Below are 24371 nucleotides of genomic sequence, written 5' to 3'. Positions count from 1 at the left end.
TCACCTTGAAATAATCTCTTTTGTACCCACATATCCAGGATATCAATTTTGATAGCTTATTTTTAACCTGGGAGTCTCTTTTTGGAACAATACAGAGGAACAACCATATTGTCAGTTCGTCGTAACGGCAAAGTGGTGATAGGTGGCGACGGTCAAGTATCTTTGGGAAACACCATAATGAAAGGGAACGCCAGAAAAGTGCGTACTCTGTATAACGGCAAAGTTATTGCGGGATTTGCTGGAGGAACCGCAGATGCCTTCACCTTGTTTGAGCGCTTTGAAGCTAAGCTTGAAAAACACCAGGGCAAACTGATGCGCGCGGCGGTGGAGCTTGCAAAAGATTGGCGCACAGACAAAATGCTACGGAGATTGGAAGCTCTACTTGCAGTAGCGGATAAAGAACACTCACTGATTATCACCGGTAACGGTGACGTCATAGAACCGGAAGACAGCTTGATGGCAATCGGATCAGGCGGACCTTTCGCTCAGTCTGCAGCACGTGCACTTTTAGATAAAAGTGATCTCTCAGCTCGAGAAATTGTTGAAACTGGTTTAAAGATTGCCGGTGATATTTGTGTTTATACCAATCATCACCACACTATCCAAGAACTCGATTGCCAATAGATAGAGTACTAGGGTTAACCTTTGATAGTTTTGAATCATTGAAAATTTACACGCACGGCGCTAATCACATAGCGTAAATTGAAAAGTTAACTGGATTAGATTTATGTCACAAATGACCCCGAGAGAAATTGTCCACGAATTGGATAAGCATATCATCGGACAGGACGGAGCCAAAAAGTCTGTCGCTATCGCACTGAGGAATCGCTGGCGACGAATGCAGGTCGAAGACAGGCTTCGCAACGAGATAACACCTAAAAATATATTAATGATTGGCCCCACCGGGGTTGGTAAAACAGAGATAGCACGCCGATTGGCAAAGTTAGCCAATGCCCCTTTCATTAAAGTCGAAGCAACCAAATTTACGGAAGTAGGCTATGTTGGTCGTGATGTTGAATCTATTATTCGGGATCTCGCTGACTCAGCATATAAGATGCTGAGAGAGCAGGAGCATCACAAAGTTAAAATGCGGGCAGAAGAAGCAGCTGAAGAGCGTATACTGGACGTATTACTGCCCAAACCTCGAGGATTTGAAAATGAGCCTCAGGAAACCGACAGTTCTGCTGCTCGCCAGATGTTTCGTAAGAAGCTCCGAGAAGGTAGCCTTGACGAACAGGAAATTGAAGTCGATATCACCGGCCCAAGTGTCGGTATTGAGATTATGGCACCTCCGGGGATGGAAGAAATGACCAGTCAGTTGCAGGATATGTTTCAGCACTCTGCCCCTAGTAGAAAGAAAAAGCGTAAACTTAAAATCAAAAACGCTTTAAAGCTACTAACCGAAGAGGAAGCAGAAAAGCTGATTAATCAGGAAGACCTGAAAAACATGGCAGCGGAAGCAGTCGAGAACAATGGCATCGTATTCCTCGATGAAATCGATAAAGTCGCTAAGGGCGATCGCGGCTCGAGTGGTGAGGTATCACGTGAGGGAGTACAAAGGGATCTTCTTCCGCTAGTCGAAGGGTGTACTGTATCAACCAAGTACGGCATGATTAGAACCGACCATATTTTATTTATTGCTTCTGGAGCTTTCCACCTGTCAAAACCTTCCGATCTTATCCCGGAATTGCAGGGCCGCTTGCCAATCAGAGTCGAGTTGCAATCTTTGACTGCCGATGATTTCAAGCGTATTTTAACTGAACCCGACGCAGCACTAACAAAGCAGTATGTAGCATTAATGCTGACAGAAAATCGGGAAATCGAATTTACCGAAGAAGCCATCGAAAAAATTGCAGAAGTTGCATGGCAGGTTAACGAAACAACAGAAAATATTGGAGCAAGACGCCTGCATACAGTAATGGAAAAGCTGCTCGAAGAAATTTCGTTTTCCGCATCTGACTCAAGCGATAAGCTGGTCATCGATGCAAATTATGTTAGCCAGCAATTAGGAGAGCTTTCTCAAGATGAAGATTTAACGCGCTTCATTCTTTAGGTCTCAATTGATTGTTCCGTCCTGGAACAGGTTGACGGTTTTCAATAAGAAGCCAGCGATTGAACAGCTGGCTTTTTTATATTCTTTGCGCTCTAGGCGCGCTCTTTGATGTAGTGTTGCAACGATAAGAGCGAGAAAAAATAAAACCGGAGCAGTGTAGCTGAACTCCGGTTTATCGCTTAAAGCAATAGACTATAGGAAAATTCCTTTAAACATAAAGAAGAACAACATAGAAAGTATAGCGCCAGCAGGTAGGGTAACTACCCATGAAACAGCTATGTTCTTCAGAACAGCCAGATTAAGAGCGGCAATACCACGCGCCATTCCAACCCCAAGAACAGCACCAACAAGTGTATGAGTCGTTGAAATCGGCAAGCCAGTTCCTGAAGCAATAACAACCGTTGAAGCCGCCGCTAACTCTGCTGCAAAGCCTCTGCTTGGAGTAAGTTCAGTGATCTTTTTACCAATAGTCGCCATAACTCGACGGCCATAAATTGCCAGACCAACGACAATTCCGAAACCACCAACCAGCAAGATCCAGATAGGTAGTGCTGATTTCTTAGCAATTTCGCCGCCGCTTTCAACAACGCTAACAACAGCTGCTAGCGGCCCGATAGCATTGGCCACGTCATTTGAGCCATGCGCGAAGGCCATCCCACAAGCGGTCACAACCATTAATACAGCGAAAACTCGCTCTACACTGGCATAGTGAAAATCTTTATCTTCACTTGGCGTCGCTTTTTGGCGACTAATAAAATATTTGCCAACAAACATTACCAGGATACCAAAGGCGATAGCGATACCAATGCTTGTTAATGGTGATTCAAACTTAACACCTACGTGCTTTAACCCTTTAAATAAAGTAACCAAAGCAATCATAAAACCTGCAAGGAACATATAAAAAGGAACATACTTTTTGGCATTTTTAAGCGGATCGTCTGTATTAAGAATCAGCTTTTGAACGCTGGTAAACAGCATAAATGCGATAGTTCCCGAAAGTACTGGAGAGACTACCCAGCTTGCGACGATTGAACCTACTTTCCCCCACTTGACCACTTCCATACCAATACCAACTGCGGCAAAACCAACAATAGCACCGACAATAGAATGAGTGGTAGAAACAGGCCAGCCAAAGTAGGTCGCAATAATCAGCCAGATACCAGCTGCCAATAACGACGCCATCATACCGAAAACCAATAGCTCGGGAGTTCCGGTCATTGCGCCAGCATCAATAATGCCTTTTCGAATGGTTGAAGTTACCTCTCCACCAGCCAGAAATGCTCCAGCAAATTCAAATACCATAGCAATGATAATCGCTTGCTTGATAGTTAATGCTTTTGAGCCCACAGAAGTTCCCATTGCGTTGGCTACATCATTCGCCCCAATACCAAACGCCATAAGCAAGCCAAAAATACCTGCCAGGGAAATCAGGATCATATTATATTCAGTAAAAAAACTTTCCATTCTTCTTCTCTCTTATTGGTTTAGGCTTCTTATCTAGCTAGAAGTAGCTCTAAACGAGAGCCAACTTGCTGCGAAAGATCAGAAAGATCACCTATCCAATCGATGGTTTTGTACATAAAAATAACGTCAACAGGAGGTAATTCTTTTTCCAGGTTGAAAATACTACGGCGAAGTTTAATTTGCAGAACATCTGACTCGTTTTCTAAAGCATCTAATTGTTCAACCATTTCTTCAGCAATTGTTACTTCTTTACCTTTAAAGCCTGACTCAAGAAGCTCGTCTAGCTGTTGAATAGCTTTACCTGCTTGATGAGCTGTATCGACACTTTTCTGGATATACTCTTTAAATTGATTTTCAAGAGACTCTGGAAAAGACATTTGGCGACCGGTAATCAAACCTGCAACATCTTTTGCTTTATTGGCGATTTTGTCTTGTGATGCCAATAAAGCAAGTAGATCTGCTCTGGCAACAGGCATAAATAAACCTGTAGGCAAATGCAAACGCAGTGCTTTTTTCAACTCATCAGCCTCGTTTTCTAACGCGCGTATGTGTTTTTGAGTTTGTTCAACTTGTTCCCAGTTTTTAGCAAATACTGCATCAATAAAAACCGGTAGTTGATCTACACACTCCTGAACCTTCTGCATGTGAGTTTGCAATGGCTTCATGGGAGAGCTTGCAAATAAATCGAGTATTGGATTCATCGCTGTAACCTTTATGTCATATTTGTGAAGCGAATTTTAAGGATTGCTCAAAGAATAGTCCAGAATCTCAAAATCATGTCATATTACTGTCATATTTTGAAATAGTGGATTTTTTATATATTAATCAATAGATTAGAGGATTACCTGCGCATTTGGCGAGTATAAAAAGAATTGGGCTGGTGAATATATCACGCTATTAACGCTCACATGTTAATCAAATAATCGAGGTTCAACAGCAGAAAGTCTAAGCCTTTCACCAAAGAAAGGCTGAAAAGTGTGACATGAACATTCGTGTACAAAGTCAAAATGAAGCCCTAAGGCGCCAGCCGGTTTATGTCCCATCCAAACGCTGAAGGTGTATATTGAAAACGATCATGTAGTCTGGCACCGCCACCTTGCCAAAACTCAAAGAGTGTCGGCTTAATTCGGTAGCCCCCCCAAAAGTCGGGCAGGGGAACTTCACCATCAGAAAATTTCGACTTCATCTGCTCAAATGCATTTTTTAACACCTGACGAGAGCTAATAGGCTGGCTTTGATTGGAAGCCCATGCAGCAAGCTGACTATTACGCGGACGAGAAACAAAATACTTGAAGGCTTCAGCATTGCTAATTCTGCTCGCAACGCCCTGAATCTTTACCTGTCGTTCTAGCGGCAACCACGCAAAGTTAGCACTTACTTTGCTATTTGCTTTAATATCCTGAGCTTTTTTACTATTCAGATTGGTATAGAACACTAAACCATCCTGGTCCAACTGCTTAAGTAGAACAACTCTTTGACTAGGTTGGCCATCAGCATCAACGGTTGCTAATGTCATCGCGGTATTATCAGTCAATTCCAGATTAGCAGCTTCTCCCAGCCATTTTTCCAGCTGCTGTACAGGGTCTTCATCGAGCTCGCTTCTCTTTAAACCTTTTTGGAGATATTCTCTACGAACATCATCTAGTTTCATCTAACTACCTCTGAAAATTATCGAATACTTTTTAGTGCATTAAATTAATAGAACTCTCTACTGCAAACTCGAAGTAATACCACAGAACTAAAAAAGGCATCCTATGAAATTCTCATTCATCAGATGCCTTTCTCTGCACACCTCGAGTGTTCGAGATGACTTAACTTTATGAGAACTTAAGGTTGTTCGGCTGGACCGCCGATTGGGCCCTTGTTCTCTTTACTTTCCTTTTTTTCGCTTGTAGTTGGCGCTGTCGGTTTATCATTATCGTTCCAACCTTCTGGCGGTCTCGGTGGCTTGCCTTGCATAATATCGTCAATTTGCTTGGCGTCGATAGTCTCATACTTCATCAAAGCTTCCGCCATAATCTCCAGCTTGTCACGATTCTCCATTAACAAGCGTTCAGCGCGCTGATAGTTTTTAGCGATAAGATCTTTGATTTCCTGATCAATGATCTTGGCAGTATCGTCAGATACGTGTTTGGTTTGGGTTACTGAGCGTCCAAGAAACACTTCACCCTCATCTTCAGCATATGTCAATGGCCCCAGCTTTTCGGAGAATCCCCATTGAGTAATCATGTTACGTGCGATATCGGTAGCTCTTTGAATATCGTTAGATGCTCCGGTAGTAACCTGATCTGGACCATTTAACATCTCTTCAGCAATACGCCCACCATAGAGCGAAGATAGCTGGCTCTCGAGGTATTCTTTACTGTAACTAAACCTGTCCTGTTCGGGCAAATACATAGTTACACCAAGCGCTCGTCCGCGTGGAATGATAGATACCTTGTAAACCGGATCATGGCTCGGTACCAATCGACCAACAATTGCGTGTCCGGCTTCATGCCATGCAGTATTCAGCTTTTCTTTTTCATCCATAACCATAGAACGACGCTCGGTTCCCATGAGTATTTTGTCTTTAGCTTTTTCAAAGAACTCCTGGGTAACGGTTCGACTGTTGGCTTTAGCAGCAAACAAAGCCGCTTCATTCACCAGATTCGCCAGGTCTGCGCCTGAAAAGCCTGGAGTGCCTCGAGCAATAGCATTGGGATCAACATCGTCAGCTAATGGCACTTTCCGCATATGTACTTTAATTATTTGTTCACGACCTTTAATATCAGGCAGGCCAACAGTTACCTGACGGTCAAAACGCCCAGGTCTCAGTAGCGCAGGATCGAGAACATCAGGGCGGTTTGTTGCAGCGATAACAATTACACCTTCGCCACCGTCGAATCCGTCCATTTCAACCAACAACTGGTTTAAGGTCTGTTCACGCTCATCGTGACCACCACCAAGACCAGCACCACGATGACGTCCTACCGCATCAATTTCGTCAATAAAGATAATGCAAGGAGCCTGTTTTTTGGCTTCTGCAAACATATCTCTCACACGAGAAGCTCCAACACCAACGAACATTTCGACAAAATCAGACCCGGAAATAGTGAAGAACGGAACTTTGGCTTCTCCTGAAATAGCTTTGGCTAAAAGGGTCTTACCGGTTCCTGGAGGCCCCACCATGAGTACTCCTCGAGGAATTTTGCCACCTAGCTTTTGGAATTTGCCCGGCTCTCGCAAGAAGTCCACTAGCTCTGCAACTTCTTCCTTAGCCTCTTCACAGCCTGCAACATCAGCAAAAGTGGTTTTGATTTGATCTTCACTAAGTAGCTTTGCTTTGCTTTTACCAAAGCTCATTGCGCCGCCTTTTCCGCCACCTTGCATCTGACGCATAAAGAAAATCCAGACTCCAATCAACAGCAACATCGGGAACCATGAAATAAAAATGGTCAGCAAAGTACTGTCACCTTCTGGCTCTTCACCGGTGTATGAAATCCCTTTTTCTATGGCTTTTTCGGCAAGTTTCTCCTGTGCGCCATAGGGAATTTCAGAAGTAACTTCCTGACCCGAAGTCAATTTAGCTTTTATAGATAAACCTGACACCTTGATATCACTGACTCGTCCACGATCGATGTCTTTCATTAACTGGGAAAAAGCTACCTCGCCAGACTGGGTTTGTGCGCTTTCAAAATTCTTGAAAACGGAAACCAGGACTAGTCCAATTACTAGCCAGAGCAAGATATTCTTGGTCATATCGTTCAAATTCTGTTCCTCTATTCACTCTCTTTATGTCGCCATTTCAACAAGTTCGAACCTCATTCCAGGTCGATTACTAAAAAGGGGGCGATTATCCCTTCATTATCAACTTTTTAACCATCGATTCACAATAAAAACAAACTATAAATTGTTTCGCAATGTGTTATGTATCGCTTGTTTTTAATAAAAGTTTAGTCTTTTTAACATTCCTGGGCTTTGTTTAATCTTGCTTTAGAATGTAATTCGATTCATAACGCTTTGTATGGCACTTGCCATCGAGCTAACCGGTAAACCCAACGCCTAACAGATAGACCTCTCGTGAGCGAGCTCTGGAGGCTTTTGGTTTTCTCACCTTAACGACTTTAAAGCTACTGGCTACATCTTTCTTGTACTGGTCAAACCCTTCTCCCTGAAAGACTTTAACAAGAAAACTGCCGCCGGGTTTCAGTATTTGACGTGCCAAATCGAGTGCAAGCTCTACCAGATACATAGACGCAGGCTGATCTATCGCTCCTACTCCGCTTATATTGGGGGCCATATCAGAAATTACAAGGTCAGCATTTTCATTATTCATCGCATCCAAGATAGCCTCAAGTACCTCGTCTTCTCGAAAATCGCCCTGAATAAACTCGACCCCATCAAGATAATCCATTGGCAATATATCGGTCGCAATGATTTTACCCTTACCACCAACCTTTTTTGCTGCATATTCCGACCACCCGCCAGGTGCCGCCCCCAGGTCAACCATTGTAATACCAGGGGCCAGAAGTTTATCTTTCAGATCCAGCTCTTCCAATTTATACACAGCACGAGAGCGTACCCCCTCATCCTGAGCCCGTTTGACAAACTCATCGTCAAAATGTTCTTTAAGCCAGCTTTTGCTACTTTTACTTTTTGCCATAATTATCTAACAATACGTTATTTGTTCAGATTCAGATCTTCATAATAGTGGATTATTCAGTCGCTCAACTATTTTGAATTGATAACTAAACTTCGACCTCAGACTGAAATAAATTGCCGATTTCTTCCACTCACCGCAAATTATTATCTCAAATTAAACGGATAAATGTTAAAATTAGCGCTAATTTCCGTAATTTTATTATTATTAACATGAGTAAACTAACCAATAAGCAAATTCGTCACCTGCGCGGACTTGCTCACGATCTAAAACCAGTTGTAATTGTTGGCGACAAAGGGCTTACTGAATCTGTAATTGAAGAAACATTAGTAGCGCTAAACGCCCATGAACTTATTAAAATCAAAATTCGCGCCGAAGAACGAGAAGAGCGCGAACAGATGATAGAAAAGCTCACCCAAAAAACAAAAGCGAGCTTTATTCAGCGAGTCGGTCATGTGGTTACGCTTTTTAAGCGCAATAAAGATGCGAAAATTGCACTTCCCAAATAAGCCCTCTTTCAACTGATACCCAGGATTTAGCCAATGAGCGATACTATCCCACCTTGCCCAAGCTGCAACTCAGAATATGCCTACCCTGATCGTGACTTATTTGTTTGTCCGGAGTGTGGCAACGAATGGAAACCTGGTGCAGAATCAGATAATACAGAGCAGCTTATCGTAAAGGATGTTCATGGAAACCAGCTACAAGATGGAGACCATGTCACACTAATCAAAGATCTTAAAGTCAAAGGTTCTTCTTCTGTCGCCAAAATCGGTACTAAGGTAAAGATTAATCGATTGGTCGACGGAGATCACAATATAGACTGTAAAATCGACGGCATCGGCCAAATGATGTTGAAATCAGAATTTGTTAAAAAAGCCTGATTGCAGTTACGCCAGCCTTTCGCATTCTGGCTGGCGACACTCATTCACTTCAACAGTAATGTGCTCGAGTGAGGTAAAGTCGCTCAATAGCTCCTTATAGTGTTCCACGCGATTAGGTGAATGAGTCACTATCGATAATATCAAAGCATAGTGATTAGAACCGATTTGCCAAATATGACAGTCAACGACCTGATTATCGGCATCGGCTTCGATAGCAGCGACTACTGCCGACTTATCTGGTGTAGTTGCGCTCGCGTCCAGCAAAATTGGTCCCGTTTGCCTTACCAGTCCAAAAGACCAACGAGCAATAATAATCGCGCCGACAATACCCATTGTAGGATCCATCCAATACCAGCCGAAATATTTACCGGCGAACAGTGCGACAATTGCCAGAACAGAAGTAAGCGCATCAGCCAATACATGCATATAGGCAGCCCGTAAATTGTGATCGTGTGAATGACCGTGTTCATGAGCATGCTCATGATGGTGGTCCATTAACAAAAATGCACTCACCAAATTGACGACAAGCCCCAAGATAGCAACACCTATAGCTTCGTTGAATTGAATACTATGCGGTTCAACTATTCGAAAAATGGATTCGATAGCCATAACCAGGGCAACTACAGCTAACGCCACCGCGCTTGCGAAACCACCTAGCACGCTCACTTTTCCGGTACCAAATGTAAATGCAGGATTGTTGGCATTTTTACGCGCATATCGATAGGCAAATAGAGTAATCATAAATGCCGCAACATGCGTTCCCATATGCCAACCATCTGCCAGTAGGGCCATTGAACCAAACAAGCTACCAGCTAATATTTCTATCAGCATCACTACCGCAGTTAGATAAAGCACATACCAGGTTTTCCGCTCCCCTGTTTGATTATGCAAAGCGAAGCTATGATCATGTTCCCAGGATTTGATGGAATGATTGTTTTTATTCATTACAGAGTGCTACTAACGCTAGAGTATCCGGATAGTAATATATTACCTCATATTGAGAATGATTATCATTAGATCAATTAAAGTTTATCATCGCAAAGCGAAATGATACAGGTCAACTATACTCAGTGATAAACCCTGGCAAACCCAAATATATTGTATCGGAATCCCATGGAATTACTCGACTACCTAAAAATATTGACCGAAAAAGACGGCTCGGATCTCTTTCTTTCCACAGGTGCGCCACCAAGCGCAAAATTTCACGGCAAGTTAATGGCGTTAGAAAAAAAAATCATGGCGCCGGGAGAAGTCAAAGAAATGGCTTATGCTTTGATGAGCAAAGAACAAATAGAAGAGTTCGAACATAAGCCCGAAATGAACCTGGCCATATCAGAACCCAATGTTGGCCGCTTCAGGGTCAATATCTTTCAGCAGCGCAATCAAGTTTCAATGGTAATCCGGTCGATTAAGGTCGATATCCCAAATTGGCGGTCTCTCGATCTACCAGATATTCTGCCGAAACTGATCATGCAGAAACGAGGATTAATTCTGTTTGTAGGAGGAACTGGCTCCGGTAAGTCCACCTCGCTTGCTGCGTTGATTGACTATCGTAATAGCAATTCCGCCGGACATATTATTACGATTGAAGACCCGGTAGAATTTGTCCACAAACATAAAAAATCTATCGTTAATCAACGAGAGGTAGGAGTCGATACCGACAGCTACGAAGATGCCCTGAAAAATACTTTACGCCAAGCGCCTGATGTTATCCTTATCGGCGAGATACGAGATGCAGAAACCATGGAGCACGCACTTGCTTTTGCTGAAACCGGACATCTTTGTATTTCGACTTTACACGCCAATAATGCAAATCAGGCGCTGGACCGAGTAGTCAATTTTTTCCCTGAAGAAAGACATAAACAACTTTTCCTTGATCTTTCTCTAAATCTTCAGGCCTTTGTTTCACAGCGATTAATTCCTACCATTGATGGCAAACGCTGCGCAGCAATTGAAATCCTTTTGGGTACACCGAGAGTGTGTGACTTAATAAAGAAAGGTCATGTCGACGAAGTTAAGGAGGTCATGACCAAATCTGAAAACCAGGGCATGCAAACCTTTGACACAGCGTTGTTTAAACTCTTTAAGGCAGGCAAAATATCCCAGGAAGAAGCACTTAAAAATGCTGACTCGAAAAATAACCTCGCTCTCAAAATCAGACTCTCGGCAAAAGAAGGAGAATCGGAAGCGTCTTCTGAAAGGCCTGCTGCGCAACAAGTTTCAACAAACGCTAATGCTTCAACCAATGATTCGCCGCCCAAAGCGCCGCCACCAAAACTAATGGAATCAGCACCAACTCAATCTTCAAATGTGGAAACTCCTGAGGAGAAAAAACAAACCACTCCATCGCAGTCCAGTTTTTCAACTGGAGGCTTAAGTCTCGAACCTATGGAACCGAAAAAAGATGAAAAGGAGGATGAGGAAAAACAACCTGATATGTGACTTCCAGAAATCGATTTATAATCTATGTTAGAAATAAGCCTCAACAGCTGTTCGCTTAAAGTGTACTCGAGTACACTTTAAGCTTCATTTTTAGCGAATACCAACGCTATTTACTATTTCTAATTGCTTTAAACCAGGCCACCAAGTCTTTCACGTTAATTTTCTGATCTCGATAGAAATCAAACCTTCGTTTTTTTCCTGACGCATTTTGATTAAAGTGGTGAACCAGCATCAACAGATCTTTAACATCTAATCGTCCGTCATTGTTGATATCATTTTCGGGTTTGAGATCGAGCCCAACAATGACAGGGTCATGATCTGAGGCTCGATAGAAATCTGCACTATATAAACTATTCACCTGCTCACTGGACTTATACTCAATATTGTAGTCAAGTACCTTGGGCTCATCAGTATTGATATGCCACTCGGTTGCATCAACAATTTGTCGTTCCAGGTTAGGACTTGCTAGCGCATGATCAAGTGACCCTGCCTGGCCATAAAAAACATAAGAATATGCTTTATAGCCTCCGAACTTCTTAATTAGGTTAACATAGCCTTTTGCTTCAATGCTGGTAACCGGGTCTTCCATAGCGTAGGCGTTAAGATCACCGATAATCAGTACGTCTTTATCTTTAATTCCAGTGGGGCTGTTTTTCAACCAGCTAGTTAGCTGAAGCGCACCTTCTGTTCTTTTCCAATTCCAGCATCCCTGACCATCTTTCTGATCCGAGTTTTCATCACTTGAGCCACTCGGACAGCTTCCCTTGGACTTAAAATGATTGACCACAACTGTAAACTCGCCATTGGATTCGATTTCGCGGAATGAATGCGCCAGAGGTTGTCGATTTTTGTCAGCAAAAGCCCCCGAATTAAGCGTCGCAGCTTGACCTATAGGAATAACTCTGGAAGTGTTATAGATCATTCCGACTGCGATGGCATCGCCTCCTAATTGACTTTCTTGCGGACGGATATAATTAAAGACCTCCCCACTTGATTGATTGAGGGCCTCGACTAGATCAGCAATCGCACTACGCCTATCATATCCATCGTTTTCCAATTCCATCAGACCAATAATATCGGCTTCCATTGCAATCAGCGCAGCCACAATTTTTGCCTTTTGTCGCGTGAATTCTTCATAATTTGTAGCACCGCGAGCAGTAGGAAAACCGCTACCTTGTCCATCACCGTTAAAGTAATTCAGCACGTTGAAACTGGCTACTTTAAGTGGCGCGGCTTTAATCAATGCTTTGTTTGTTCGAGGATTGCTTGCAACAAAATCAGGTGTAGTTGTCGGTTGAATACGATACGCACCAAACGCATCCTGTATAACACCTGCGACATTTTCAACACTATCACCACCACGAACTGAATTAAATGCAGAAAGTTCCGGCTGGGGATGGATAATGTTTTCCGGGTTTTGAGTACGACTACCATCATCCAGGATAATACGATTGAGATCATTTGCATGTTGCATGATATTAGCTTCAGTTCCCGGTGCTACCACATTGGTCGGATTATATAGCCGGCCGTTTGAAAGCACTAACTCGCCGTAACGCCCAAGATTATAGTTTTCCGAAACCGTTAATGTTTGTGTAAAACGAACATGCATGCCCTCAACCGATTCTAAAGATTTGACCGATTGTAATGGTAAACTTAAAGTTCTGGTTTCATAAGTCATGTCATAGTCACAGACTAATAAGTCGGTTATAGATGAAACTTGGGTCATTCCGCCGTACTCGCCAGCCTTTCCAGCAACTCGAACGCGATCGCCGATATTTACATCAACCCCGAATGAATGATCATAAACAAAAATCCCTTCCGAAGTTGAATTATCATCATCGTAGTCAACAATTTCTTCCTGTAAGAAAAAACCGTGTAATTTGTCACTCCCCTGAAAATCTCCTACAACAATACCTTCAACAACAACCGATTGGCCAAACATCGTCGTCGAACTGGCATTTCCCTGAAGTTGATGAATATAATCAGCAGGTTCTCCACAAGCAAAAGTCGAGTCGCCCCCTCCACTATCGTTGTCAGAAGAGTCCAGCTTGCCAAGTCCATCAAATGTGTTTTGGCTGAAACCATGCCACTGCTGCGCTGGAATAAATGTATCAGAGGAATCAATATCACCACTGGAAAGAGGCATGACTCTTCTCAGTGTATTGTCTTTGGTGCTTTCGTTAGCCGTTCCCCACTCAGCGCCGGGATCAACACCAACCTGTCCCAAAGAGTCTACAAGCAGACCATTTTTAACCAGCTCCACAGCATCATTGCCATTAAACCAGCTTCCCCCCTGAATTTGATTTGCTATCGACAGAACTGCACTATCTGCGTTTGCATGGGCAATAACATAGGTCGTATTACGTTCCAGTACTCCATGAAGATCAATAGTCATGCCTGCGGAAGCGCTACCATTGAAATAAAATTTAACCTGATATGAAGAAAGATCAATTGGGTCATCAGATAAGTTTGCAAACTCCAACGCTTTATTGTAACTACTACCCTCGATGTACTCAGAGATGAACAGTTCATTCGGCGCGGCATTCACAACCGACGTCCACAAAGCGCCGATCAAGACCAGATAAGTTTTTTGTTTCATTCTTTTCTCCGTTTTCGATCAAGACGCTTCATTGCGTTCTTTGACACGCATACCTTGCAAGAAAAAAATGAATGGATAGTGACGGCAAATTTAAAGTTTAATGACAGTCCTGCAAAATGATGCAAAAAGTGAAGCAAACCACTGGGAGTAATTTATAGTAGATAACCTTGTTATCTTGTCATATTGCGGAAATATTGAAACGATAGCATAGCAGCGAGAATTAGCATTGAGTTATTGAAAACTGTAGAAATTGTTTTCACATAATCAACTGCAATTTATTCAAATTCTTTTTGAGACCCTCCCTTTTCGCGCAGAGCACAGCTCTGCGCATTTTTAGTTTTCGATTAAGCATCGGTGATTGTAACTTTTTGTCCATCGCTCAAACGTTCAGCTCCTCGTATTGCAACTTTGTCTCCGCTTTTAAGATCACCTTCTACGGTTACCCGATCGCCATTACCTCGACCGACTTTGACTTTTAATTTGTGTGCAGTATTGTCTGGATCTATTCTAAAAACATAAGTTCCATCGCGTCTTAAAATTAATGCATCACGATGTATCGTAACCGTATGCCGTGTTGACTCAATTGGTAAATATACCTTGAGAATCTGTCCAGACGCCCAGAATTCTCTACCTTTTTGAGGCATAGAAATACGAATTTCAAATGTTTGCGATTTGGGATCTGCGGCTGGAATAATCACACTGGCAAAAGCAGATACAGTTAAAATTTCCCCAGATTGACTTTTGCTTGCCAGAGTGAGTTGGCTACCAGGCTTGGTATAGCTCAGGTACTTTACCGGAACAAAAGCTCTAACTTCTAAATTTTCAGTATCCAGCAATTGGACCAGAGTTTCCCCTCTATTCACATCTACTCCAGCTCTCCTATTTCTATCAGTAACGACTCCATCAAAAGGAGAAAGAATAGTTGCCCTGTTTAACTCTTCATTGATTTGCTTAAGTTGTAATTGAGCAATTTCCAGATCGGATTGTGCAAGCTCAAACTGAGACTCTGTTTGTTCCAATTGATATTGTGATGCACTATTTTTCTTTCGCAAAGCTTTCTGTCTTTCCAGTTCGCGAGACAGATATTGTAAATTGATCTTAGCTCTTTTAAGTTGGGCTTTTCTCTCAGCCTGCCTTAGTTGCAATGGAAGTAGCTCTATCTGTGCAACCTTATCACCTTTGACAACAAAAGTGCCGGGCTCAGCCACCCATTCAAGTCTCCCGGCGACACCCGCAGTTACCGGAATTTGATTTCGACTATATACCGTCCCAAGCATTTCTGCTTGTGGCTGACTAACCAACTCAGACACCGATTCAACTTTTACCGGACTGGGAGGCGGTCCGTCAGCAGCATATGCGCTCATGTAGTTTGAAATCAGTGAGATCAGGATAAAGGCTTTTGTCATACTCTTCATAACGTATAATTCCTGCATATTAAATCTGGCTCGTAGACGATACAGACCGCGACTCGTCTACTCTTGTTGTTTCACTTTCACGCTGGCTATAAATTTTATTTCGACCAAATTCCAGTTGAAGCAAACTCGGCATTAGGATTAAGGTAAAAATGGCACTAATCCCCATTCCACCAACAATTACGGTTGCAAGTCCTCGATAAATTTCAGCACCAACACCTGGAATAAGCATCAGCGGTAACATACCGAAGAGGCTGGTGAGAGTACTCATGTAAACAGGTCTTGCTCTTACCCTTACCGCATGGCTCACTGCCTGCGACTTGGTCATTCCTCTCTTTTCTGCAACGCGAGTTTGATCAACGAGTAAAATAGCATTGTTGACAACCAGTCCCAGTAGAATAATGAATCCGATCATTGTTAAAAGATCGAGAGACTGAAATGTAACCAGGTTAAGTAGCGCCAATGCAATGACTCCTCCGGCCACTGCGAGCGGCATAACAAGAAGAACAAGTACACTGTCCTTGGCGGATTTAAAAAGTGCCCCCATAAGCAAAAATAGGATCAGTAATGCCAAAACAAAGTTCTGTCCCATTTCCTTAATTGCCTGCGCCATACGATTGGCATTTCCGGACAGCTGAATTGCGGCATTTTCCGGCAATAGTTTATCTATTTCAGGAATAACTTTCTGTTCCAGAGACTCTATCGCTTCTTCAAGTGACATGTTTCCAGGCGGAGAGACAATCAGACTAACGGTACGCTTGCCATCAACTCGTCGTAGTTGACTCGGTCCGACGGTTCGCTGAATATCTGTCAGCTCGCCAATCGTTTGAATTCCGGCATTGGGAGTGTAAATTGGCATACTTGCCAATTCATCAGGATTTTGCCATTTATCAGCTCGCAGGATGACATTCATCCTTTCATTACCATTAAAATATTCACTGACAAAAAGGCCACCGGTAAACGCTCGCACAGAATTGGCAACGGTTTGTCTGTCAATCCCGGCCTGTACTATACGGTGATCTTTAGGCAACAAACGAAGTTCAGGTTCTGCCAGAGCTAGTCCGGGTACTGGACGCGCGCCAACTCCTGGCAAGGCCTTGTTAATTTCTGCGAGCCCTACCCGTGCTGCATCCATCAACTTTTCAATATCGGGTCCTTGCAAATCAATAGTGATGTTGCGACCGTTACCACCACCGTTTACATTTATCATTGAACCACGAAACAAAAAGACCTGAGTATCCGGCAAGTCACTGAAAACCTGAGTTCTTATTACTTCCATCAACTCTTCAACGCGTCGAGGATCATCGGAATAGATAAATCCTCCGGAAGCACCAGGACCAAAAGCATAAAAATTATAGCTTTTAATTTTGGGCTCTTTCTCTCCCTGATAATAGGGGGCCAGTCGCTCTTTTACCCTGGAAGCTAACTCAGCTTCAATGAACTCCAGATTTCCGCCCGGAGGCATATTCAACGAGTAAAAGAAACCATCAATAGGTGCGCGCGGCATAAAGTCGGTTCTAGGTAACAAGGTTAGAGTCACCAGAGCAGAACCACCAAGTAACCCTGCTATCCAGCCGACCCTTTTCACATTGGTATTGCTTAAGCGCATAACTAACGCAGTAATTTTATCCCAATAGGAAGCAAAAGGATCAGTCGAGTTAAAACGGGTTAACCAAAAATGGCTGATTACCGGTAATAAACTGATCGCGGTAACTAGAGACGCCAAAACAGCCACTGAAAGAGTCAGAGCTAAATCAGAAAACAGTTGTCCCTCTATTCCCTGCATAAACATGATCGGTAAAAAGATCGCAATACTGGTTGCGGTCGATGCAAAGAGTGCTCCTGTGACCTGCATTGTTCCCCTTATAACGGCTTTACGATCGCTCATTCCTTCGGCGCGAAGCCGAACAATATTTTCCTGAACGATTATTGCTGCATCTAAAACTAACCCTACAGAAAATGCTAAACCGGCTAACGAAATCACATTAAGACTTCGCTCGAATAGATTCAAAACCAGGAATGCCACCGCGAGAGAAACAGGTATTGTTGTAGCGATAATTAGTGTCGGTTTAAGACCCCTTAAAAACAGCCAGAGAATACCTAGCGCCAATAAAACTCCAAGTCCAAGATTGGACTTCACCAGATTCAGCGCATTGCGAACATGAACCGAAGCATCAAAGCTCAAATCAATGGCCAACCCTACTTCCTTCAAGGGTCCCTCGTTTAACTCCTTAATCGCTCGATTAATTTCATCCAATACCACAACAGTATTGCTACCATTAGCCTGCTGCACAGTAATATAGTATCCAGGCGCGCCATTTCTTAAAGTGAATGCCACGCGATCTTGCCGAGTTTCCTCCACTGTTGCGACATCTTTTAGATAAACAGGACGATCATCACTGTATCCAAGAATCATTTCTTCAAGATTATCGACCTGAAACTGGCCCGCAAACCGAACGGTATAGTTGCGCCTGCCCACTTCTGCAAATCCACCTGAAACATCATTGGCGCGCGAAATTGTATTAGCTATTTGTCCTATTTGAAGCCCAAGAGAAGCTGCTTTATATGGGTCAAAAGTTATCCTTAGCTCCTTTGGACGTACAGAGTTCAGGTTAACTCGGGCAACACCTTGAATTCTGGCTAACCTCGGTTGGACAACATTATCAATTAGAGACTGATAAAGAGTTATATCCTCAATTTCGCTGCCTTCAGCGGGACGAATTAAAAGTGAAGCAGCATTGGGCGCCTGTGGTCCTGTACCTGCGGCAGAAACAACAGGCTCGATCGCATCCAGCGGCAGAGGAGGCGCTTGATTTAAGTTATTAATGACATCAAGCATAGCGCGTTGCATGTCTGCACCGGTTTCGAAAGTCAGCGATATATTGCCACCACCACGGCGAACATTGGTCGTGACATCAATCACTCCGGGCGTATTTTTTACCGCATTTTCAAGCGGCTCAATGATGACGGATTCAACTTCTTCTGGTGCAGCAGCTCGCCATCCCGTACCAATATTAATTTGAGGTTGTTCAATATTCGGCGTCAATTGAATTGGCAGGCTAATCATACCGATAAAGCCAAAAACCAACACCAACAGGGTAACCACTAAAACCACCGCGGGGTTATCAACAGACGAGCGAGAGAGGTTCATGCAGAAGACAATCCAGAAACTGAAAACTTAATTCTGGTTGATTTAGGGGAAATGATCTTCTCTATTGTTGTTACTTGTTATACAAAAACGTAACAAAATTATTCAAATATCTGCAGCTGCTCGACAAAACTGGAAGCGACAGCCTTGTTTCTTACCACAACTCGATTTCTTCCCAAGTGTTTAGCGTGGTAAAGCGCTTGATCACCTCTTTTAACCAAATCATAGATATCGTCGTCGTCAAACATTGATATACCAATGCTCACGGTCAGATCCCCAACGGGTCTGATTTGACTGTTTTCTATAGTTCTACGAATACGCTCACATACGAATGAGGCGTGTTTGGCATCAAAGTTTTCCAGGATAAGCAAAAATTCTTCTCCGCCCCAACGGCACATCATATCTGTGGGTCTCAAATTTTGTTCGATAATTTTACACACAGATTTAATAACCTTATCACCTATATCATGGCCGAACTTATCATTAACTCGCTTAAAATGATCGATATCCAGCATGGCAATGGAGAATACTGTCACGCTTCCTTTTTCTCGATTACATAGCCTTTCTAACTTAGCTTCACCTGCGCGTCGATTCCAGACACCGGTTAGCGGATCTATTTTGCTTTGCTTTTCAAACATAACCGCTTGCTTTTTTGAATGGCTAAATCGGCGGATAAAATATACCGTCATCAAAATAGCAATTGTTGCTACAGCAATAAAGAAGTTCTTAAACCATGCTTCTCGTTCAGCAGCAAGCGTGGCAATTTTTTTCTCTTTTTCCAATAATGCTCTTTCACTTTGTTCTTTTAAACGGGTTGTATACCGGTCCAGACGTGACAAGTTTGCCGCAATCCTTGTATTCCCCATTTCCTCAAAATAGCTTTCTGACTTTAGTTTGGCTTGATAGGCAGCTTCATAGCGACTCAACAAAGCTTCAATTTTCGCCAGTAATGCAAAACTTGCGGCTAACTGCTTTACCAGCTGGTATTTCTGTCCGATTTCGATCGAAAGTAGAACATTTTGTCGTGCCCTTTGTACTTCATTCCGAGAAACATATAGCTCCGCTATTTCTCTTCGAATTTCACTTTGCAAGTGAGGTAACTTGGCTTTTTCCGAAGTGGAAAGAGCTAACTCAAACTGTACCAGCGCATCTTCAGAGTTTCCCATCCCTAACTCAATTTTCCCGAGATTCTTGAACAACACTGGAAAATTTGAGGTTAGCTGTAGCGTTCTTGAAATATGAATAGCTTCGACAAGATCAGCTTTTGCTCTGCTATATTCTTTTTGAAGAATTCTCATAAAGCCACGATTTTGCAATAACTTTGCTAGTGTCATTTTATCGTCGGCTTTTCGGTTAAAACTGATCGCTTCTTCGAAATATGGACTCGCCAAACTGTACTCACCTAGTTCGACATAAATCAATGCAAGTCCACCTTTAACCTTTGCCTCTTCTTTTGGGTATTCCCCATTTTGCAGACTTGAGAGTGATAACAACAGTGCGTCAAGAGCCAGATCCTGTCTCCCAGATAGCGCGTATACAGCCCCCCTGTTATAATAAGCATGGCTCATGTGTCGGGCGTCGTTTAACTGACGAGATTTGTCTAACAATATTTCTGTCAACTCTAAAGTGAGCGGAATGTCTACCGTAACGGCACTTGCATAACTCAGCTTTGAAAGTAGTTGAGGAGAAAAGTCGGAAAAGGAAGCATGGGGTAACTGTTTCAGCTTATCGACTATATCTGCAGGTTTATTCTGGTTATCACGAACAAATTCCTGCAAATTTTCTGCTTTTACCAAGCCATTGGCCAACAAAATATTTGTTAACAATATCCAGAAGAAAATGGTAAAAACGCGGTCAGACAATCGCTTCCCCTAAACAACAGGTTGATTTGCTCAAATATCAGTCAATCATACCAGTAATAAAAGCTTGGGTCGATAATCGAAACTTCTGAGTATGTCATAAAACTCATTCTCAGATTGACAGCAAAAGATGCTGAAAGTATAGTTCGCGAGCTGCAGCATGGATTACCAGTCCCTAACCTTAGACATGGGAAGCCTGGCTTCATCCAATAGCAGATGTTTTCTATAGGCAAAGTAATAGATAAAATCCACTAAATATGCCCAGGTGGTGAAATTGGTAGACACGCCAGCTTCAGGTGCTGGTGACCTTCTGGTCGTGGCGGTTCGAGTCCGCCCCTGGGCACCATGTAAAGGCTCTGAGCTCAAGCCAATCATATTTACCCCTCCAGAAGTACACCTCAAAACTATCAGCACACTTCTGGAAGACAGGTTTAACCTTTGTTATTTAAATTGAGCCGGCGCAGCTGGTGCCTTAATGCTCGATCTGGGGTTTTCTTGCAACGCTTCAAGCAACTCGCTGACAGCTTTTTCAAGGCTTGGGTCTTTCCCTGCATGGATAAGTTCAGGTCGATCGATGACTTCAATATCGGGTGAAACGCCTTCATTTTCAACTACCCACTGACCTTCTGTGTTCATAATCCTGAAGGTAGAGGCTAGCAAAAGACCACCATCTGCAAGTCCTGGATTACCACTAATGCCAATTAACCCGCCCCAGGTTCGAGTGCCTATGAGCTTGCCGAGTCCCTGTTTTTTGAAATAGTAAGGCAATGCGTCGCCACCGGAACTTGAATAGCCGTTGATCAACATAACTTTAGGGCCATCATGCGCAACAAGCGGCGTTGCGTTCGGTTTTAGTCCTCTGAACTTCCAATAATTTAAAGTTTTTCTGGAAAGAAGCTCTATCATTCGGTCGGGAATAAATCCTCCGCCATTGTAGCGATCATCGATAATTAGTGCGTCTTTGGTTATCTGCGGCAAGAATCTTTTGAACAGCTCCCGATTGCCTTCCACCGCAGTGTTGGGCAAGTGTAAATATCCAATTCGCCCAGCTGACAGTTTCTCAACCATAGCAGCTCGCTCGTTGACCCAGTTCAGATAACGAAGGTTTGTTTCGCGCGCAATCGGCTTGACATAGGTTGTCCAGCTTCCTTTATTACGAGGGCTGGAATTTAGCTTTAGTTCAATAGTCCTTCCCTGCGTATCCCGCATAAGCTGATAGAAGTTATTTACTGTTTTGGTCGAAACTCCGTTAACTGCAAGAATGTAGTTTCCTTCAGCAGCTCTGACACTGGGTTCGGTCAAAGGAGAACGAAAAGCATCATGCCAGTTCTCACCTGAAAATATTTTTTCTATTCTAAAATACCCACTTTTATCTGCAACAATTTCAGCCCCTAGCAAACCATGACTGCGGCTTTCTGCTCTCGGCATATCACCATGATTTACATAAACGTGTCCAGAATTGAGCTCGCCGGCGATCTCGCTGAAAGTGTAATCCATATCCGTACGGTGAGTCGCCGCATCAACCCAGGGTTGATATTTATTTTTTACGCCAACCCAGTCCATGCCATGAATATTAGGATCATAAAACCAGTCTCTTAATATTCGCCATCCATCCACATACATTTGCTGCCATTCAACTTTAGGATTAATGAGCATAGATAAATGAGAAAGATCTAACTTATTCTCGGCAACATTCTGCTTTGCTTTTGCATCCAGAATTGCGTAATCATTTCCGGCCCTCACCAGTAATTTGCCACCGTCTTGCGCGAGAGAATAATCATTAACGCCTTCAGCGATAACCTGACCTTTTTCTTTGCTTTTCAGATCAATCAACAGCAAAGCATTTTCGTTATTGTTATTTTTAATAACAAATACTTTATCGCCCTGAGTTTGTAGGTTGGTGTAATTTCCAGCATCCCCCGGAAGAGCAATAACTCTGGAGGCAAAGCCCTTGAAATCTATTTTTACTTCTTTCGATTTTTTTTCTTTTGTATTTGGGTCATTGTTTTTACCAACTTCGTCACTTTCAAAGGGATAGAGAGGCGGAGCCAGACTATTTAACTGAGCCGCATAAACTCGAGTCGCCTGGTTGTACAAATAATCAAATTCATAGCTACTAAATTCCAGATTGTAGTCTCGATTAGATAAGAAAAATAGATATTGACCATCACTTGAAAAAACAGGTTCCTGATCGCTAGTACTTTCATCTGTTAACTGACTAGCCTGTTTACGATTGACATTTGCCAGCCAGATCGATCCGTAGCCGCTATCCTCCAGTTTGGTATAGGCAAGCCACTGACTATCAGGAGACCAGCGATAGTCCACAATATCATTAGTGTGAGACCTGTCGAGCTTGCTAAGCTTTCCAGATTTAATATCAACCACCCAGAGCGTCTGGTTTTTATCACTAAATGCAATTTTTTTACTGTCTGGAGACCAGACAGGGGCGAACCGCCAAATATTTCCGTCAGTTGTTAACCTTTTCGCTTCACTCTGTCCGTTTTGTGAGCGGATATAAATTTCATATTCGCCACTTTTATCACTCAAATAGGCAAGACTTTGTCCATCAGGCGACCAGCTCACGCTAATCTCTCTGGCTGCTGGAGACTTGCTTATATTTCTTATTTCACCTTTGCTGGCAGGTACGCTAAAGATTTCTCCTCGCGCTCCAAATACCGCTCGCTTACCGTCGTTACTTATATCCATCGACTCTATTTGGGCGGCAACATTTTTATACTGCGGCATCAAATGCTGTGAGTTTCCTTCGACCTTGATATTCAATTTTTTGCTTGTTCCACTCTCTGGATCAAATCGCCACAAAAATGCATCATTTTCATACACTATCGCTTCAGGTCCAGCTGATGCCCACAAAGAGTCATGATTTTTGTGATTGGTTACTTTCTTCGGCTTCTGTCCTTTTTGATATTGATAAAGATTCAATGTGTAATCTCGATCACTGAGAAAATATATTTGATCACCAACCCATACAGGCTGATTGTCAGTACCTTTAAAAGTAGTCAACTGCTCGCTCGAGTTCTTTTCCAGATCATAAATCCAGACATCCTGAGCACGACCTCCGCGATAGCGTTTCCAGGTTCTAAACTCTCGATCGATGGGAGTATAAATAAACTTTCTCCCATCCGGCGAAAGCATGCCACCTCCAGTCTCAGGAATTGCCAACGGCTTTGCCATTCCGCCATCGACAGGGACCAGATAAGGTTGCCCCATTCTCGGCCCCCACGGCAGTCGGTTTGCCCTGACCAAAACATGTTGATTATCTGGACTCCAGTCCATCACACGATAATCGTAGCCACCTCTAGGTGGCATTGGCCCGACATCATTGTAATAGGTCAACTGTTTAATGTTACTACCATCAATATCCATGGTATAAACCTGACGCGAACCATCAAACTCGGCGGCAAACGCGATTTTTTTACCGTCTCGGGAAAACTTTGGAAAGGTCTCGAAGCCAATATGCGAAGTTAATCGAGTTGATTTGCCACTATCAATGTCGGCTATGTAAATATCTCCAGAATAGACAAAGGTAACCTTGTCTTTATGGATATCTGCAAATCTTAATAAACGAGTTGATTCTTCAGCTTGCGAAATACTGCTCATAAAACCTAAAGAGCCAGCAACCGCAATAGTGACAAGACTATTAGGGAGCCCAAAATTTTTCATTATCCCTTCCTTTGATTTAATTGTTAATAACTGACGAGAGTCGAGCAAAACACCGTTTATAACTCGAAACTTGACAGGATACCATAGGCTTCAGCTTAAAAGGCCCCGGTTGACACAGTTCTGAGTCAGTCAGACACAATAAAGTTAACCGCGAACTCATTGCAGCGCCGCAAAAAACTACTTATACAAG

At 43.0% G+C, this 24371-nt stretch carries 16 protein-coding genes and 1 tRNA gene; 6 read left to right on the top strand and 11 right to left on the bottom strand.

Annotated features, from left to right (window positions below; genetic code table 11):
- Window positions 1-81 precede the first annotated feature (81 nt).
- Window positions 82-624, top strand: coding sequence for an ATP-dependent protease subunit HslV (gene hslV, locus IYN84_RS15270; protein WP_196140102.1), 543 nt, complete (start codon window positions 82-84; stop codon window positions 622-624).
- Window positions 625-727: 103 nt separating this feature from the next.
- On the top strand, window positions 728-2053 hold the full coding sequence (hslU, locus tag IYN84_RS15265) for an ATP-dependent protease ATPase subunit HslU (RefSeq protein WP_196140101.1): 1326 nt from the start codon (window positions 728-730) through the stop codon (window positions 2051-2053).
- Window positions 2054-2245: 192 nt separating this feature from the next.
- Here hslU and IYN84_RS15260 read toward each other — a convergent pair whose 3' ends face one another.
- The 5 genes from IYN84_RS15260 to rlmE form a co-directional block, all read right to left on the bottom strand.
- On the bottom strand, window positions 2246-3517 hold the full coding sequence (locus tag IYN84_RS15260; RefSeq protein ID WP_196140100.1) for an inorganic phosphate transporter: 1272 nt from the start codon (window positions 3515-3517) through the stop codon (window positions 2246-2248).
- Window positions 3518-3546: 29 nt separating this feature from the next.
- Window positions 3547-4218, bottom strand: a complete 672-nt coding sequence (locus IYN84_RS15255; protein ID WP_196140099.1) for a TIGR00153 family protein — start codon at window positions 4216-4218, stop codon at window positions 3547-3549.
- Window positions 4219-4532: 314 nt separating this feature from the next.
- Window positions 4533-5168 carry a pyridoxamine 5'-phosphate oxidase gene (gene pdxH, locus IYN84_RS15250; RefSeq protein WP_196140098.1) on the bottom strand — a complete coding sequence of 212 codons (636 nt, stop codon included), beginning with the start codon at window positions 5166-5168 and terminating at the stop codon, window positions 4533-4535.
- 176 nt (window positions 5169-5344) lie between these two features.
- Window positions 5345-7255, bottom strand: a complete 1911-nt coding sequence (ftsH, locus tag IYN84_RS15245; RefSeq protein ID WP_196140153.1) for an ATP-dependent zinc metalloprotease FtsH — start codon at window positions 7253-7255, stop codon at window positions 5345-5347.
- Between the two features lie 283 nt (window positions 7256-7538).
- On the bottom strand, window positions 7539-8159 hold the full coding sequence (gene rlmE / locus IYN84_RS15240; protein WP_196140097.1) for a 23S rRNA (uridine(2552)-2'-O)-methyltransferase RlmE: 621 nt from the start codon (window positions 8157-8159) through the stop codon (window positions 7539-7541).
- A 209-nt stretch (window positions 8160-8368) separates the two neighbouring features.
- Between rlmE and yhbY the strand changes: the two genes are divergently transcribed.
- Both yhbY and IYN84_RS15230 read left to right on the top strand, forming a co-directional pair.
- The gene (yhbY, locus tag IYN84_RS15235; RefSeq protein WP_196140096.1) at window positions 8369-8665 is read left to right on the top strand and encodes a ribosome assembly RNA-binding protein YhbY; all 297 of its coding nucleotides are present in this window, start codon (window positions 8369-8371) and stop codon (window positions 8663-8665) included.
- A 33-nt stretch (window positions 8666-8698) separates the two neighbouring features.
- A complete protein-coding gene (locus tag IYN84_RS15230) occupies window positions 8699-9040 on the top strand; it encodes a zinc ribbon domain-containing protein YjdM (protein ID WP_196140095.1) in 342 nt (113 codons plus the stop codon).
- A 6-nt stretch (window positions 9041-9046) separates the two neighbouring features.
- Here IYN84_RS15230 and dmeF read toward each other — a convergent pair whose 3' ends face one another.
- The gene (dmeF, locus tag IYN84_RS15225) at window positions 9047-9985 is read right to left on the bottom strand and encodes a CDF family Co(II)/Ni(II) efflux transporter DmeF (protein ID WP_196140094.1); all 939 of its coding nucleotides are present in this window, start codon (window positions 9983-9985) and stop codon (window positions 9047-9049) included.
- 168 nt (window positions 9986-10153) lie between these two features.
- Here dmeF and IYN84_RS15220 point away from each other — a divergent pair, with 168 nt between their 5' ends.
- A complete protein-coding gene (locus IYN84_RS15220; protein WP_196140093.1) occupies window positions 10154-11482 on the top strand; it encodes a PilT/PilU family type 4a pilus ATPase in 1329 nt (442 codons plus the stop codon).
- Window positions 11483-11588: 106 nt separating this feature from the next.
- On the opposite strand, the gene IYN84_RS15215 is transcribed toward IYN84_RS15220, so the two are convergent.
- The 4 genes from IYN84_RS15215 to IYN84_RS15200 all read right to left on the bottom strand — a co-directional run bounded on the left by IYN84_RS15215 (window position 11589) and on the right by IYN84_RS15200 (window position 20503).
- Complete coding sequence (locus tag IYN84_RS15215) at window positions 11589-14081, bottom strand: ExeM/NucH family extracellular endonuclease (RefSeq protein WP_196140092.1); 2493 nt, start codon at window positions 14079-14081, stop codon at window positions 11589-11591.
- A 344-nt stretch (window positions 14082-14425) separates the two neighbouring features.
- Entirely contained in the window at window positions 14426-15496 is a 1071-nt protein-coding gene (locus IYN84_RS15210) for an efflux RND transporter periplasmic adaptor subunit (protein ID WP_196140091.1), read from the bottom strand.
- A 19-nt stretch (window positions 15497-15515) separates the two neighbouring features.
- Complete coding sequence (locus IYN84_RS15205) at window positions 15516-18644, bottom strand: efflux RND transporter permease subunit (RefSeq protein ID WP_196140090.1); 3129 nt, start codon at window positions 18642-18644, stop codon at window positions 15516-15518.
- A gap of 98 nt (window positions 18645-18742) precedes the next feature.
- The gene (locus IYN84_RS15200) at window positions 18743-20503 is read right to left on the bottom strand and encodes a diguanylate cyclase (RefSeq protein ID WP_196140089.1); all 1761 of its coding nucleotides are present in this window, start codon (window positions 20501-20503) and stop codon (window positions 18743-18745) included.
- 256 nt (window positions 20504-20759) lie between these two features.
- On the opposite strand from IYN84_RS15200, the gene IYN84_RS15195 reads away from it, so the two are divergent.
- Window positions 20760-20846 (top strand) — tRNA-Leu (locus IYN84_RS15195).
- Between the two features lie 95 nt (window positions 20847-20941).
- Here the strand turns inward: IYN84_RS15195 and IYN84_RS15190 are convergent.
- The gene (locus tag IYN84_RS15190) at window positions 20942-24181 is read right to left on the bottom strand and encodes a S41 family peptidase (RefSeq protein WP_196140088.1); all 3240 of its coding nucleotides are present in this window, start codon (window positions 24179-24181) and stop codon (window positions 20942-20944) included.
- Window positions 24182-24371: the final 190 nt, after the last annotated feature.

It is taken from the genome of Aliikangiella sp. G2MR2-5 (genome assembly GCF_015687155.1).
Taxonomy (GTDB): domain Bacteria; phylum Pseudomonadota; class Gammaproteobacteria; order Enterobacterales; family Kangiellaceae; genus Aliikangiella.
This window is presented reverse-complemented; position numbering and strand designations above follow the sequence as displayed.

Coding starts and splice junctions, on each gene's coding strand:
- IYN84_RS15230 (WP_196140095.1), top strand. CDS start 8,699: ATGAGCGATACTATCCCACCTTGCCCAAGCTGCAACTCAGAATATGCC.
- rlmE (WP_196140097.1), bottom strand. CDS start 8,159: ATGGCAAAAAGTAAAAGTAGCAAAAGCTGGCTTAAAGAACATTTTGAC.
- IYN84_RS15210 (WP_196140091.1), bottom strand. CDS start 15,496: ATGAAGAGTATGACAAAAGCCTTTATCCTGATCTCACTGATTTCAAAC.
- dmeF (WP_196140094.1), bottom strand. CDS start 9,985: ATGAATAAAAACAATCATTCCATCAAATCCTGGGAACATGATCATAGC.
- IYN84_RS15190 (WP_196140088.1), bottom strand. CDS start 24,181: ATGAAAAATTTTGGGCTCCCTAATAGTCTTGTCACTATTGCGGTTGCT.
- ftsH (WP_196140153.1), bottom strand. CDS start 7,255: ATGACCAAGAATATCTTGCTCTGGCTAGTAATTGGACTAGTCCTGGTT.
- IYN84_RS15260 (WP_196140100.1), bottom strand. CDS start 3,517: ATGGAAAGTTTTTTTACTGAATATAATATGATCCTGATTTCCCTGGCA.
- IYN84_RS15205 (WP_196140090.1), bottom strand. CDS start 18,644: ATGAACCTCTCTCGCTCGTCTGTTGATAACCCCGCGGTGGTTTTAGTG.
- IYN84_RS15215 (WP_196140092.1), bottom strand. CDS start 14,081: ATGAAACAAAAAACTTATCTGGTCTTGATCGGCGCTTTGTGGACGTCG.
- IYN84_RS15255 (WP_196140099.1), bottom strand. CDS start 4,218: ATGAATCCAATACTCGATTTATTTGCAAGCTCTCCCATGAAGCCATTG.
- hslU (WP_196140101.1), top strand. CDS start 728: ATGTCACAAATGACCCCGAGAGAAATTGTCCACGAATTGGATAAGCAT.
- IYN84_RS15220 (WP_196140093.1), top strand. CDS start 10,154: ATGGAATTACTCGACTACCTAAAAATATTGACCGAAAAAGACGGCTCG.
- yhbY (WP_196140096.1), top strand. CDS start 8,369: ATGAGTAAACTAACCAATAAGCAAATTCGTCACCTGCGCGGACTTGCT.
- pdxH (WP_196140098.1), bottom strand. CDS start 5,168: ATGAAACTAGATGATGTTCGTAGAGAATATCTCCAAAAAGGTTTAAAG.